This is a genomic window from Bradyrhizobium guangdongense (genome assembly GCF_004114975.1).
Lineage (GTDB): Bacteria > Pseudomonadota > Alphaproteobacteria > Rhizobiales > Xanthobacteraceae > Bradyrhizobium > Bradyrhizobium guangdongense.
Map to the genome: position 1 here is coordinate 2,206,644 of NZ_CP030051.1, position 12,981 is coordinate 2,219,624.

The 12,981-nt window shown below is 63.7% G+C and carries 14 protein-coding genes; 13 read left to right on the plus strand and 1 reads right to left on the minus strand.

Features of this window, described 5'->3' with window-relative positions; translation table 11 throughout:
* Positions 1-71: 71 nt before the first annotated feature.
* From X265_RS10535 to X265_RS10565, 7 genes are all read left to right on the plus strand, one after another.
* Positions 72-866 (plus strand): thymidylate synthase, encoded by a 795-nt coding sequence (locus X265_RS10535; protein ID WP_128964766.1) that lies wholly within the window; start codon positions 72-74, stop codon positions 864-866.
* A 5-nt stretch (positions 867-871) separates the two neighbouring features.
* A complete protein-coding gene (locus X265_RS10540) occupies positions 872-1,357 on the plus strand; it encodes a GNAT family N-acetyltransferase (protein WP_128964767.1) in 486 nt (161 codons plus the stop codon).
* Positions 1,357-1,872, plus strand: a complete 516-nt coding sequence (locus X265_RS10545; RefSeq protein WP_128964768.1) for a dihydrofolate reductase — start codon at positions 1,357-1,359, stop codon at positions 1,870-1,872. Before X265_RS10540 ends, X265_RS10545 begins: the two co-directional genes overlap by 1 nt.
* 160 nt (positions 1,873-2,032) lie before the next feature.
* Positions 2,033-3,169 carry an FtsH protease activity modulator HflK gene (gene hflK, locus X265_RS10550; RefSeq protein WP_128964769.1) on the plus strand — a complete coding sequence of 379 codons (1,137 nt, stop codon included), beginning with the start codon at positions 2,033-2,035 and terminating at the stop codon, positions 3,167-3,169.
* Positions 3,166-4,062: a protease modulator HflC gene (gene hflC, locus X265_RS10555; RefSeq protein ID WP_128964770.1), complete on the plus strand. Its 897-nt coding sequence runs from the start codon at positions 3,166-3,168 to the stop codon at positions 4,060-4,062. The genes hflK and hflC overlap by 4 nt, the downstream gene beginning before the upstream one ends.
* A gap of 71 nt (positions 4,063-4,133) precedes the next feature.
* Positions 4,134-4,340: a DUF2065 domain-containing protein gene (locus X265_RS10560; protein WP_128964771.1), complete on the plus strand. Its 207-nt coding sequence runs from the start codon at positions 4,134-4,136 to the stop codon at positions 4,338-4,340.
* Between the two features lie 143 nt (positions 4,341-4,483).
* Positions 4,484-5,992: a Do family serine endopeptidase gene (locus X265_RS10565; protein ID WP_128964772.1), complete on the plus strand. Its 1,509-nt coding sequence runs from the start codon at positions 4,484-4,486 to the stop codon at positions 5,990-5,992.
* A gap of 130 nt (positions 5,993-6,122) precedes the next feature.
* Here the strand turns inward: X265_RS10565 and serB are convergent, their stop codons facing one another.
* Entirely contained in the window at positions 6,123-7,028 is a 906-nt protein-coding gene (gene serB / locus X265_RS10570) for a phosphoserine phosphatase SerB (protein ID WP_128964773.1), read from the minus strand.
* A gap of 11 nt (positions 7,029-7,039) precedes the next feature.
* Between serB and miaA the strand changes: the two genes are divergently transcribed.
* The 6 genes from miaA to X265_RS10600 all read left to right on the plus strand — a co-directional run bounded on the left by miaA (position 7,040) and on the right by X265_RS10600 (position 12,882).
* Entirely contained in the window at positions 7,040-7,978 is a 939-nt protein-coding gene (gene miaA, locus X265_RS10575; RefSeq protein WP_128964774.1) for a tRNA (adenosine(37)-N6)-dimethylallyltransferase MiaA, read from the plus strand.
* 330 nt (positions 7,979-8,308) lie between these two features.
* A complete protein-coding gene (locus X265_RS10580) occupies positions 8,309-10,084 on the plus strand; it encodes an acetolactate synthase 3 large subunit (RefSeq protein ID WP_128964775.1) in 1,776 nt (591 codons plus the stop codon).
* A 25-nt stretch (positions 10,085-10,109) separates the two neighbouring features.
* The gene (ilvN, locus tag X265_RS10585; RefSeq protein ID WP_092299629.1) at positions 10,110-10,652 is read left to right on the plus strand and encodes an acetolactate synthase small subunit; all 543 of its coding nucleotides are present in this window, start codon (positions 10,110-10,112) and stop codon (positions 10,650-10,652) included.
* A 3-nt stretch (positions 10,653-10,655) separates the two neighbouring features.
* A complete protein-coding gene (locus X265_RS10590; RefSeq protein WP_128964776.1) occupies positions 10,656-11,351 on the plus strand; it encodes a class I SAM-dependent methyltransferase in 696 nt (231 codons plus the stop codon).
* A gap of 45 nt (positions 11,352-11,396) precedes the next feature.
* Positions 11,397-12,272: an EamA family transporter gene (locus X265_RS10595; RefSeq protein ID WP_128964777.1), complete on the plus strand. Its 876-nt coding sequence runs from the start codon at positions 11,397-11,399 to the stop codon at positions 12,270-12,272.
* A 7-nt stretch (positions 12,273-12,279) separates the two neighbouring features.
* Positions 12,280-12,882, plus strand: a complete 603-nt coding sequence (locus X265_RS10600; RefSeq protein ID WP_128964778.1) for a LysE family translocator — start codon at positions 12,280-12,282, stop codon at positions 12,880-12,882.
* The last annotated feature ends 99 nt before the right edge of the window (positions 12,883-12,981 follow it).

A 12,981-nucleotide genomic window follows, 5' to 3' on the forward strand; every position in this document is an offset into this window, starting at 1 on the left:
TCGCAGCGCAAGGGCGGCCGTTAAGTTCGCCGCCTCCCCAAAGGCTGCCGTGTTTCTAAAGGTTTGGGCACATGCACCAATATCAGGACCTGCTCGAGCGGATTCTTTCAGACGGCGCCGAGAAGACCGACCGGACAGGTACCGGCACGCTGTCGGTGTTCGGCCATCAGATGCGCTTCAATCTGTCCGCCGGCTTTCCGATGCTGACGACCAAGCGGCTGCCGCTGAAGGCGATCGTGCACGAGCTGTTGTGGTTCCTGAAGGGCGACACCAACATCAAATATCTGCGCGACAACGGCGTCACCATCTGGGACGAATGGGCCGACGCCAATGGCGATCTGGGGCCGGTCTACGGCCATCAATGGCGCTCCTGGCCGGCGCCGGACGGACGCAGCATCGACCAGATCGCCAACGTCGTCGACATGATCAAGCGCAATCCGGATTCGCGACGCCTGATCGTCACGGCCTGGAATCCGGCCGACGTCGAGAAGATGGCGCTGCCACCCTGCCACTGCCTGTTCCAGTTCTACGTCGCGAACGGCAAATTGTCCTGCCAGCTCTATCAGCGCTCGGCCGATGTCTTCCTCGGCGTGCCCTTCAACATCGCTTCCTATGCGCTACTCACCATGATGGTCGCTCAGGTCACCGGCCTGAAGCCCGGCGACTTCGTGCATTCGTTCGGCGACACCCATCTCTATTCCAATCATCTGGAACAGGCGCGACTCCAGCTCACGCGCGCGCCACGCGCCTTGCCGGTGATGCGGATCAATCCGGATGTGAAGGACATCTTCTCCTTCCGTTATGAGGATTTCGAACTCGTGGGCTACGATCCGCATCCGCATATCAAGGCGGAAGTCGCAGTCTAGCGCCGATGTCGCTCAGCATCCGCCGCGCACGTCCTGGCGAGGCCGGGCTCGTCCTTGATTTCGTCCGCGAGCTTGCCGAATACGAAAAGCTCTCGCATGAGATCGAGGCGAGCGAAGCCGATATTGCCGGAGCCTTGTTCGGCAACGATCCCAGGCTGTTTTGTGCGATCGCCTGTTGGGACGGCGAGCCGGTCGGCTTTGCGGTTTGGTTCCTGAATTTCTCCACCTTCAGCGGCCGCTACGGCATCTATCTCGAAGACTTGTATGTGCGGCCGTCGCATCGCGGCAAGGGTCTCGGCAAGGCGCTGCTGGTCTACCTGGCCCAGGAATGCGTCGACAATGGCTGGCCGCGCCTGCAATGGGCCGTGCTCGACTGGAACGCGCCGTCCATCGCATTCTACAAATCGATCGGCGCCGTCATGCTGGACGATTGGACGCTGTGCCGCGTCTCCGGTGCTGCACTGGCTCGGCTTGCGGGGAGAGCATCCTGATGGAGATCGTGTTCGTCGTTGCGGTCGCGGAGAATGGTGTCATCGGAGCCGGCAATGCGATCCCCTGGCGGCTGAAATCCGATATGGCGCGCTTCAAGGCTCTCACCGTCGGCAAACCCGTCATCATGGGCCGCAAGACCTTCGAATCCCTGCCCGGGCGCCGGCCGCTGCCGAACCGCACCAACATCATCATCACGCGTGACGCGGACTATCGCGCCGCGGGCGCCATCGTCACGACATCAGCAGCCGACGCGGGAGCGGTTGCGCGTGGTGACGCCCTGCGGCGTTCGGTCGCCGAGATTGCGGTGATCGGCGGCGCCGAAATCTACCGTCAGTGGCTCGATCGTGCCGATCGCCTCGAGATCACGGAAGTGCATGCGCGTCCCGACGGTGACACGCATTTCGCCATCGACAAGACGCAGTGGCAGGAGACCGAGCGTGTTCGCCATCCGGCCGGACCTGACGACACCGCCGACTACTCCTATGTGACATATCGTCGGCGATCACCCCATTAACCGCGTTCGCCAATGTTAACATTGACTTTTCTGCCTCCGAGCTTAGCTCGAAGGGCGGTCAGGCTTGCGTTGTAAGGGCCCTTTCGGTCCCCTATAAAGCCGGACCGGACAATGCGGGCCGGCTGAAGTTCTAGTCCCGGTCTGCCGAGGAGAGCGTCGAATGCCGTGGAAGAATCAGGGCGGTGGCCCTTGGGGCTCGGGTCCGAAAGGACCATGGGGCACAGGCCCGCAACCGGTCGGGCCGAGGCCGCCGGATCTGGAAGACCTTCTGCGGCGCGGTCAGGACCGGCTCCAGCAGATCATGCCGGGCGGCTATTTCTCCGGCATCGGCATCACGCTGATCCTGCTCATCATCATCGCGCTCTGGCTGCTGTCGGGCTTCTTCCGCGTGCAGTCCGAAGAGCAGGGCGTCGTGCTGCGCTTCGGCAAGCATGTGCGCACCGTCGATCCGGGCCTGAACTATCATCTGCCCTATCCGATCGAGACCGTGCTGCTGCCGAAGGCGCTGCGCGTCTCCACCATTTCAATCGGCATGACACTGATCGATGATCCGGCCCGCCGCGGCCGCTCGATCCGTGACGTGCCTGAAGAGAGCCTGATGCTGACCGGAGACGAGAACATCGTCGACGTCGACTTCACCGTGCTGTGGCGCATCAAGCCCAACGGCGTCGGCAACTTCCTGTTCAACATCCAGAACCCCGAGGGCACCGTGAAGGCGGTCGCCGAAAGCGCGATGCGCGAGGTGATCGGCCGCTCCAACATCCAGCCGATCCTGACCGGGGCGCGGACGCAGACCGAGACCACCGTGCAGGACCTGATGCAGAAGACGCTCGACGGCTACGGCGCCGGCATCCAGATCACCCAGGTGCAGATGCAGAAGGTCGACCCGCCGGCGCAGGTGATCGATGCGTTCCGCGACGTGCAGGCCGCGCGCGCCAATCTCGAGCAGCTGCAGAACGAAGCGCAGACCTATGCCAACAAGGTCGTGCCTGAAGCCCGCGGCAAAGCTGCGCAGATCCTGCAAGCGGCCGAAGGCTACAAGGAGCAGGCGGTCGCCGAGGCCAAGGGCCAGAGCGCGCGCTTCCTGAAAGTGTACGAGGAATACAAGAAGGCGCCCGACGTGACGCGTGAACGGATCTATCTGGAGACGATGGAGCGCGTGCTCGGCGGCTCGGACAAGCTGATTTATGACGGAAGCTCGTCGGGCCAGGGCGTCGTGCCCTATCTGCCGCTCAATGAATTGTCGGCCAAGAAGCCTACGATGACCGGCCAGCAGCCGAGCGGAGGTAGCCGATGAGGTCTCCCGTGACAGGCTTTGTCGCGCTGCTTGCGGCGCTTCTGGTCGTGATCGTCGGCTATATGTCGCTGTTCACGGTGCAGCAGACCGAGCAGACCATCGTGCTGCAATTCGGCAAGCCGGTGGATGTCGTCACCGATCCCGGGCTGCACTTCAAGGCGCCCTGGAACTCGGTGATCAACATCGACAAGCGAATCCTCGATCTCGAGAACCCGTCGCAGGAGGTCATTGCCTCCGATCAGAAGCGGCTCGTGGTCGACGCCTTTGCCCGCTATCGCATCAAGGACGCATTGCGCTTCTATCAGAGCGTCGGCTCGATCCAGGCCGCGAACCTCCAGCTCACCTCGCTGTTGAACGCGGCGCTTCGTCGCGTGCTGGGTGAGGTCAGCTTCATTACGGTGGTGCGTGACGAGCGCGAAAAGTTGATGGGGCGCATCCGCGACCAACTCGACCACGAGGCTGACGGTTATGGCATCGAGGTGGTCGACGTCCGCATTCGGCGCGCCGACCTGCCGGAGCAGAACAGCCAGGCGGTGTACGACCGGATGAAGTCCGAGCGCCAGCGCGAAGCAGCCGAGTTCCGCGCGCAGGGTGGCCAGAAGGCGCAGGAGATCAAGTCGAAGGCCGACCGCGATGTCACGGTGATCATCGCCGACGCGAACTCTCAGGCCGAACAGACGCGCGGCGTGGGTGATGCCGAGCGCAACCGCCTGTTCGCCGAAGCCTATGGCAAGGATGCTGACTTCTTCGCCTTCTACCGGTCGATGACCGCTTATGAGAACGGGCTGAAGAAGGACGACACCCGCTACCTGCTGCGGCCGGACTCGGATTTCTTCCGGTATTTTGGTAACCCGTCCGGCAAGACGCCAGCCGAGACGCCGGCGAAGCCGTAAGCTAGACAGGGGCGGCGGCTTTCGCCGCCCTTCGTCCAACCAAGAACAGCACCACGGGAGGTTCCATTCCGATGAGGTCCATTGCGTTCGCCGACTTCCTCATCGGCTTAGGCATCCTGTTCGTGCTCGAAGGCTTGATGTTCGCGGCAAGTCCGTCCTGGATGCGCAAGGCCATGAAGAGCGCCATCGCCACGCCGGACAACATCCTGCGGGCGGTCGGGATCGGTTCGGCTGTGGCCGGCCTGATCCTGATCTGGGTTATGCGACGTCCGATCTAGCCGCTGCGCCAGCGCCAAAGTGAAGGCGAGAGGCCGGATTTCGCCGTATTATGACGGACTTGAGGCCCGTTAAGCTCCGCGCTTGCGCGTGCCCCCCCTTCGAGCGCAGTCTTGACGCCGAATCCTTTTCTCTGGAGACCACAATGACCGCTGCCACCATTGTCCCGACCCGTTTGCGCCAACACGCGCGATTTGGGCTGGCCGCGCTCGCGCTCGGTGCTTTCAGCGTGTTCGGCTCGCCGGTACATGCACGCGGACCGGAGGGCATCGCCGACGTCGCGGAGAAAGTGATCGATGCGGTCGTCAATATCTCGACGTCGCAGACCGTCGAGGCCAAGGGCGGCGGCAGCAACACGATGCCGCAACTGCCGCCCGGCTCGCCGTTCGAGGAGTTCTTCGACGACTTCTTCAAGAACCGCAAGGGTCCCGGCGGCGGCAAAGGCGGCGACAACGGCGGCGGCCCGCCGCGCAAGACCAACTCGCTCGGATCAGGCTTCATCATCGACACATCAGGCGTCGTCGTGACCAACAACCACGTCATTGCGGACGCGGACGAGATCAACGTCATTCTCAACGACGGCACCAAGATCAAGGCCGAGCTGGTCGGTGTCGACAAGAAGACCGACCTCGCCGTGTTGAAGTTCAAGCCGCCGAAGCCGCTCGTTGCGGTGAAGTTCGGCGATTCCGACAAGCTGCGTTTGGGTGACTGGGTGGTCGCGATCGGCAACCCGTTCAGTCTGGGCGGCACGGTGACGGCGGGCATCGTCTCGGCCAAGAACCGTGACATTTCCTCGGGGCCCTATGACAGCTACATCCAGACCGATGCCGCCATCAATCGCGGCAATTCCGGCGGCCCGCTGTTCAACCTCGAAGGCGACGTCATCGGCGTCAACACCTTGATCATCTCGCCCTCGGGCGGCTCGATCGGCATCGGCTTCGCCGTGCCGTCGAAGACAGTCGCTGGCGTGGTCGACCAGCTCCGCCAGTTCGGCGAATTGCGTCGCGGCTGGCTCGGCGTGCGGATCCAGAGCGTCACCGACGAAATCGCCGAGAGCCTCAACGTCAAGCCGGCGCGCGGCGCGCTGGTCGCCGGTGTCGACGACAAGGGCCCGGCCAAGCCCGCCGGCATCGAGCCCGGCGACGTTGTCGTCAAGTTCGACGGAAAGGACGTCAAGGACCCGAAGGACCTGTCCCGCGTCGTCGCCGACACCGCGGTCGGCAAGGAGGTCGACGTCGTCATCATCCGCAAGGGCGAGGAGCAGACCAAGAAGGTCACGCTCGGCCGCCTGCAGGATCCGGACAAGGTGCAGGCCGCGGTGAAGAGCGATGAGCCTCCGCCGGAGAAGCCGGTGACGCAGAAGGCGCTCGGCCTGGATCTCGCGGTGCTGAACAAGGATCTGCGCGCGCGCTACAAGATCAAGGACAGTGTCAAGGGCGTGGTCGTCACCAATGTCGACGCCAATTCGGATGCCGCCGAGAAGCGACTCTCCGCCGGCGACGTCATCGTCGAGGTCGCGCAGGAGGCCGTCTCGAGCGGCGCCGACGTCCAGAAGCGGATCGACCAGATCAAGAAGGACGGCAAGAAGTCGGCGCTGCTGCTCGTGTCCAATGGTGACGGCGAGCTGCGGTTCGTGGCGCTGAGCGTGCAGTAGTCGCAGGCTCAAATCTCGTAGGGTGGGCAAAGCGAAGCGTGCCCACCACCTTTCACCATCGCGAAGAATGGTGGGCACGGCGCAAGGGCGCCTTTGCCCAGCCTGCGGCGCCGCAGTGGGGCAACGGAGGCTACGCCTCCACGAACTCGTCGCGCCGATATCCTTGCGCATACAGCAGTGCGGTGAGATCGCCATGATCGATCCGCGCGGCTGCTGCCGCCGCGACCGCCGGCTTGGCGTGATAAGCCACGCCGAGCCCCGCCGCCTGAATCATCGCCAGATCATTGGCGCCGTCGCCGACGACCACCGAGTCGACATCGTCGAGATCGAACGATTCCATCAGATCCACCAGCGTCGCGAGCTTGGCCGCACGGCCCAGGATCGGCTCCTTGACCTCGCCGGTGAATTTGCCGTCGCGCACGACGAGCTCGTTGGCGCGATTTTCCTGGAAACCGATCTTGGCGGCGACCGCGTTGGTGAACAGCGTGAAGCCGCCGGAGACGAGACAGGTATAGGCGCCGTGGGCGCGCATGGTCGCGACCAATTCGCGGCCGCCCGGGGTCAGCGTGATGCGCTTGGCCAGCACTTCGTCGACGACGCCGGCGGGCAGGTCTTTCAGCAGCGCGACGCGCTCGCGCAATGCCGGTTCGAACTCGATCTCGCCACGCATCGCGCGTTCGGTGATGGCGGCCACGTGGGCCTTCATCCCGACGAGATCGGCAAGCTCGTCGATGCATTCTTGGCCAATCATGGTGGAATCCATGTCGGCGAGAAAAAGCTTCTTGCGCCGGAAGCCGGCAGGCTGCACCACGATGTCGATCGGCAGGTCGCCGCGAAGCTCGCGGAGGCGCTGTTCGATGGCGTGACGGTCGCTTTCGAGGTTACTGTCGGCGCCGAAAGGAATGTCGACCGCAACCCCGTCGAACAGCCAGTGCGCCGGTTGCGCCTTCGGCAGCACGGCGCGGGCGCCGTCGACGATGGTGGAGTCGAGCGCGGGATTGGCGGGATTGCAGATCAACGTGGCGACGAGGGACATTTGAGGTTTTCGTGAGCGAGGGGCATCCGATCAAGGCCGTGCTTATCGCAGGCCCGACCGCCAGCGGCAAGTCGGCGCTGGCGCTGGAGCTTGCCTCGCGCGCAGACGGCGACGTCATCAATGCCGATTCGATGCAGGTCTATCGTGACCTCCGCATCATCACCGCGCGTCCGACGCCGGATGAGGAAGCGCGCGTCCCGCACCGCCTCTATGGCTATGTCGATGCGGCCGTGAATTTCTCGGCGGGGGCCTGGGTGGCTGATGCTGCGAAAGCGCTGGAAGAAGCGAAGGCCGGGGGCCGTCTGCCGATCTTCATCGGCGGCACCGGGCTGTATTTCAAGGCGCTGACAGCAGGTCTTTCGGTGGTGCCGCCGATCCCGGTAGAGGTGCGCGAAGGCGTCCGCGCACGCCTGGAGCGGAACGGCGTCGAGGCGCTGCATGCGGAACTCGCAACCCGCGACCCGCGTGCGGCCGAGCGATTGAACTTGCGCGACCGCACGCGGATCGCGCGTGCGCTCGAAGTGATCGAGGCGACCGGCCGCTCGCTGCTCGACTGGCACCATGACGAGCAGCCGCCGCTGTTGCCGAAGGACAGTTTTCGCGCCGTGTTTCTCGCTCCCGAACGCGACGAACTCTATGCCCGCATCGACGCCCGGTTTGGCGCCATGCTGGGCGCGGGGGCCCTTGATGAGGTCGAGCGGCTCGCCGCCCGCGGCCTCGACCCGCTGCTGCCGGCCATGAAGGCCCATGGCGTGCCAGCCCTGATCCGGCATTTCCGCGGTGAACTCAGCCTGGAAGAGGCGGCCACGATCGGTCGCGCCGATACCCGCCACTATGCCAAGCGGCAATTCACCTGGTTCAGGCACCAATTGCCGGAGTTCGAATGGGTGAAGCCGGAGGAGGCGAGGGGATGGCTGGCGGCGGCCGTCACGGCCCGGGCTCCCGGCTGACACGCTTTTGTGCCGGGCTTGCTCGATTTTACCTCTCGCCGAACCCCGGGAACGCCGCTACACTGCTAAAATCGCGCGGGAACAGCCGCATTGCCTTGACATCCAGGCTTTGGCCGCTATGTTTCGCGCAACCTTTGGGAAGCCGAGCGCCTGCCATGCGTAACATTATTACCAAACTCCTTATCGCCGTCGTACCCAGGCACACCGCCGGGGGTGGCTAGCTGCCATCCACATGACAGGCGGTGTGCAGGGTCCCTCTTCGGGGCCTTTTTTATTTCCCGAAACCGACACGAACGAAGCCGCTGACGTCAGCGCATCCGGAGCAAGCCAATGACCGACAAGAGCCACGATCCGAACCAGATGACCGGCGCCGCAATGATCGTCCGCGCGCTCATCGATCATGGCGTGACCGACATTTTCGGCTATCCCGGCGGCGCGGTGCTTCCCATCTATGACGAGATCTTCCAGCAGAGCGAAGTCCAGCACATCCTGGTCCGCCACGAGCAGGGCGCCGGTCACGCCGCCGAAGGCTATGCCCGCTCGACCGGCAAGCCCGGCGTCGCGCTGGTGACCTCAGGTCCGGGGGCGACCAACATGGTGACGCCGCTGACCGATGCGCTGATGGACTCGATCCCGCTGGTTTGCATCTCCGGCCAGGTGCCGACGCATCTGATCGGCAACGATGCATTCCAGGAATGCGACACCGTCGGCATCACGCGTCCCTGCACCAAGCACAACTGGCTGGTGCGCGACGTCAATGATCTCGCAAAGGTCCTGCACGAAGCCTTCTACGTCGCGACCACGGGCCGTCCGGGCCCGGTGCTGGTCGACGTTCCCAAGGACGTGCAGTTTGCGATCGGCACCTATCATCCGCCGCGCAAATCCGACGTTCATCGCTCCTACGCGCCGCGCGTCAAGGGCGATGCGACGCAGATCCGCAAGGCCGTCTCGCTGCTCGCCAGTGCCAAGCGTCCCGTGATCTACAGCGGCGGAGGCGTGATCAATTCCGGCCCCGAGGCCACCAGGCTGCTGCGTGAACTGGTCGAAATCACCGGATTCCCGATCACCTCCACGCTGATGGGCCTCGGTGCATATCCGGCGTCGGGCAAGAACTGGCTCGGCATGCTCGGCATGCACGGCACCTACGAGGCCAACATGACCATGCATGATTGCGACGTCATGTTGTGCGTCGGCGCACGCTTCGACGATCGCATCACCGGCCGTGTCGATGCGTTCTCGCCGGGCTCCAAGAAGATCCACATCGACATCGACCCGTCCTCGATCAACAAGAACATCCGCGTCGACGTGCCGATCATCGGCGATTGCGGCAACATCCTCGGCGACATCCTCCAGGTGTTCAAGGCGGAGGCGAAGAAGCCCGACATCAAGGCGTGGTGGCAGCAGATCGCGCAGTGGCGCGCCCGCAACTCGCTCTATTACAAGAAGAGCAACGACATCATCCTGCCGCAGCACGCGATCCAGAGCCTGTTCGAGGCGACGCGCGGCAAGGACACCTACATCACGACCGAGGTCGGTCAGCATCAGATGTGGGCGGCGCAGTTCTATGGCTTCGAGGAGCCGCATCGCTGGATGACGTCGGGCGGTCTCGGCACGATGGGCTACGGCCTGCCGGCCGCGGTCGGCGTGCAGGTGGCGCACCCCGACAGCCTCGTCATCGACATCGCGGGCGACGCCTCGGTGCAGATGACGATCCAGGAGATGTCGACGGCGGTCCAGTATGAGCTGCCGATCAAGATCTTCATCCTGAACAACCAGTACATGGGCATGGTGCGGCAGTGGCAGCAGCTGCTCCATGGCAACCGCCTGTCGCATTCCTACTCCGAGGCGCTGCCGGATTTCGTCAAGCTCGCGGAAGCCTATGGCGCAGTCGGTCTTCAGGTCACCAAGCCTGCCGATCTCGATGGTGCCATCAAGGAGATGATCGCGGTCAAGCGGCCGGTGCTGTTCGATTGCCGTGTCGCGGCGCTGGAGAATTGTTTCCCGATGATTCCCTCCGGCAAGGCCCATAACGAGATGTTGCTGCCGGAGCAGGCCAACGATGAGGCCACGGCCAAGGCCTTCGCGGGCGGCAAGGCTCTGGTGTGAGCACGATAGATTTGAGGGGATGACAATGAACCAGCCCGCATCCGCGTACTTCATCGAAGAACGCCACGATCCGAACGAGACACACACGTTGGCCGTGCTGGTGCAGAACGAGCCGGGCGTGCTCGCGCGCGTCATCGGCCTGTTCTCCGGCCGCGGCTACAACATCGAGAGCCTCACGGTCTCGGAGACCGAAGCGCAGAAGCATCTGTCGCGCATCACCATCGTCACCACGGGGACGCCGATGGTGATCGCGCAGATCAAGCATCAGCTCGACCGCATGGTTCCGGTTTACCAGGTCGTCGACATGACGCAGACCCGCCGATCGATCGAGCGCGAGCTGGCGATGGTGAAGGTGCGCGGGCAGGGCGAACACCGCGTCGAGTCTCTGCGTCTGGCGGATGCCTTCCGCGCCCGCGTGATTGATGCCACCACCGAGAGCTTCGTGTTCGAGATCACAGGCAATACGGACAAGATCAACCAGTTTATCGACCTGATGCGCCCGCTCGGCCTTGTCGAGGTGTCGCGCACCGGCGTTGCCGCGATCGGTCGCGGGCCTGAAGGGATGTGAGCCATGCTGGCGCGCGACTGGTACTACAACGAGCGGAACCGGATGGGCATCGAGCCCGCGGTGGCGTCGATCTACGATGCCCACGACGATGCCGATCTGCGGGCGCGCGCCGCACTGAAGGTGCTTGGAGTGCAGCGCGGCTGGCGCATCGCCGACATCGGCTGCGGCAACGGCGTGCTCGCCACCGAGGCCGCGCTGATGGGCGCCGAGGTGGACGCCATCGACATCTCGCCGGCGATGCTGGCGCTCGCCGAGATCTATGCGCGTGACCGCAAGGCGCCCGTGCGCACCCAGTCCGCCGGCCTGCTCAGCTTCGCCTACCGGCCGGAATCGTACGATTTGATCGTCAGCGAGTTCACGCTGCATCATCTGCCGGACTTCTGGAAAGTAGTGGCTATGTCGCGGATATTTCGTGCGTTGAAGCCCGGTGCGAGCTTCTACTTGCGCGACATCGTCTATGCGTCGATGCCCGATGCGATCGAGCGCGACGTCGAGCAATGGGCCGACTACCAGATCAAGAACCACGATTTCTCGCGCGAGAGCGTGGTGACGCATATGCGCGACGAATATTCCACCTTCGGCTGGGTGATGGAGCGGATGCTGACCGATGTCGGCTTCACGCTGGTCTCGACCGATTATCACGCCCCGATGCACGGCACTTATCTCCTCCGCAAACCGAAAGCCGGCGAGCAAGGCTAGACGAAGAACAACAGGGCTGCACGACAAGCAGGACCGATAACAACAATGAAGCCGGCCGACATCCTCATCGCCCTCATGGTGGCGATCATCTGGGGGCTTGCCTTCGTGGCGAGCCGGATCGCGCTCGACGAGTTTTCGCCCGAGCTGATGACGGCGATGCGTTTTTCGATTGCCGCGCTGCCATGCCTGTTCATTCCCAAGCCGAAGGTCGCCTGGTCGCTCCTGATCGCGATCAGTTTCACGCTGTTTCTCGGGCAATTCCTGTCGCAGGCCTACGGCATTGCCCATGGCGTGCCGGTGGGACTGACCTCCGTTGTGGTGCAAAGCCAGGCGCTGTTCACCATCGGTTTTGCCGCGATCGCCTTCGGCGAGCGTCCGACGCCGGCGCAGACGGTGGGCATCGTCATCGCTGCAGTCGGGCTGCTGATGATCTGCGGCACCGTCGGCTATGATTTCAGCGTGGCTGCGTTTGCCGTGCTGATGATCTCGCCGATCAGTTTTGCCGCGGGCAATCTGCTGTTGCGCGGCGCACGCGGCGCGCCGATGTTCGATCTGTTCGCGTGGCTGTGCCTCGCCTCGGCGGTGCCGCTGTTCGTACTGGCGCTCGTCGCCAACGGGCCAATGCCGACCTTCCAGTCGTTGAGCCATATGTCCCTGACATCGGCTCTCTGCATGCTGGCGCTTGGCGGCGTCTCGACGAGTATCGCCTATTGGCTGTGGGGCCGGCTGCTGCGCGACTATCCAGCGGCCCAGGTGGTGCCGTTTGCGCTGCTGGTGCCGTTCGTCGGCTCCGCAGCCTCCAGCATCGTATTCGGCGAGCGGTTCGGTCCGCTGCGCCTCGCCGGCATGTTGACTGTGATCGGCGGAATCGCCGTCATGGTGCTGGCCAGACGCCCGCAAACGTTGCCGAAGACTGCGTGAGGTAACTATGGCCTATTCGCTGTTCTACGCTTTCCTCGCCTTTATGGTGGTGATGTATTTCACGCCGGGGCCGAACAACATCATGCTGTTGTCCTCCGGCCTGACCTACGGTTTCCGCCGCACCATTCCGCACATTGTCGGCATCGTCCTCGGCTTTGCGTTCATGGTCGGCACCGTCGGCCTCGGGCTCGGCACCGTCTTCCTGGCCTATCCGATCCTCCAGACCATCCTGAAATATGCCGGCGCCGCCTACCTGATCTATCTTGCTGCCGTGATCGCCATGTCCGGCCCGGCCAAGCCGGGCGAAGCGGACGGCCGCGGCCCGATGACCTTCTGGGGCGCTGCCATGTTCCAGTGGATCAATGCCAAGGGCTGGGTGATCGTGATCGGCACCATCACGGCCTATGCGGCCATTGCCCAGTTCCCGATCAACATCGCGATCCAGACCCTGATCAGTCTGCTGGTCGGCACGGTCTCGACCGTGGTCTGGGCTTTCTTCGGCACTGCACTACGGCCGGTGCTGACCTCGGAGCGGCTGGTCCGCGCCTTCAATATCCTGATGGCGCTCCTGCTGCTCGCCTCCCTTTACCCCGTTTTCATGGATGCATGATGCCGCGGATTTCCATGCAGAAACGGGTTTCCCTCAGGGCTGAAAATGCTCTAGACAGCCCCCGAAATCCGCAAATTCCACCCTTCGGACACTGACCAT

What these genes read in the sequence shown, in the direction of transcription:
- ilvN (WP_092299629.1), top strand. Translation starts at nt 10,110, where the DNA reads ATGAACCAGCCCGCATCCGCGTACTTCATCGAAGAACGCCACGATCCG.
- X265_RS10595 (WP_128964777.1), top strand. Translation starts at nt 11,397, where the DNA reads ATGAAGCCGGCCGACATCCTCATCGCCCTCATGGTGGCGATCATCTGG.
- X265_RS10535 (WP_128964766.1), top strand. Translation starts at nt 72, where the DNA reads ATGCACCAATATCAGGACCTGCTCGAGCGGATTCTTTCAGACGGCGCC.
- X265_RS10540 (WP_128964767.1), top strand. Translation starts at nt 872, where the DNA reads ATGTCGCTCAGCATCCGCCGCGCACGTCCTGGCGAGGCCGGGCTCGTC.
- hflK (WP_128964769.1), top strand. Translation starts at nt 2,033, where the DNA reads ATGCCGTGGAAGAATCAGGGCGGTGGCCCTTGGGGCTCGGGTCCGAAA.
- X265_RS10565 (WP_128964772.1), top strand. Translation starts at nt 4,484, where the DNA reads ATGACCGCTGCCACCATTGTCCCGACCCGTTTGCGCCAACACGCGCGA.
- hflC (WP_128964770.1), top strand. Translation starts at nt 3,166, where the DNA reads ATGAGGTCTCCCGTGACAGGCTTTGTCGCGCTGCTTGCGGCGCTTCTG.
- serB (WP_128964773.1), bottom strand. Translation starts at nt 7,028, where the DNA reads ATGTCCCTCGTCGCCACGTTGATCTGCAATCCCGCCAATCCCGCGCTC.
- X265_RS10580 (WP_128964775.1), top strand. Translation starts at nt 8,309, where the DNA reads ATGACCGACAAGAGCCACGATCCGAACCAGATGACCGGCGCCGCAATG.
- X265_RS10545 (WP_128964768.1), top strand. Translation starts at nt 1,357, where the DNA reads ATGGAGATCGTGTTCGTCGTTGCGGTCGCGGAGAATGGTGTCATCGGA.
- X265_RS10560 (WP_128964771.1), top strand. Translation starts at nt 4,134, where the DNA reads ATGAGGTCCATTGCGTTCGCCGACTTCCTCATCGGCTTAGGCATCCTG.
- X265_RS10590 (WP_128964776.1), top strand. Translation starts at nt 10,656, where the DNA reads ATGCTGGCGCGCGACTGGTACTACAACGAGCGGAACCGGATGGGCATC.
- X265_RS10600 (WP_128964778.1), top strand. Translation starts at nt 12,280, where the DNA reads ATGGCCTATTCGCTGTTCTACGCTTTCCTCGCCTTTATGGTGGTGATG.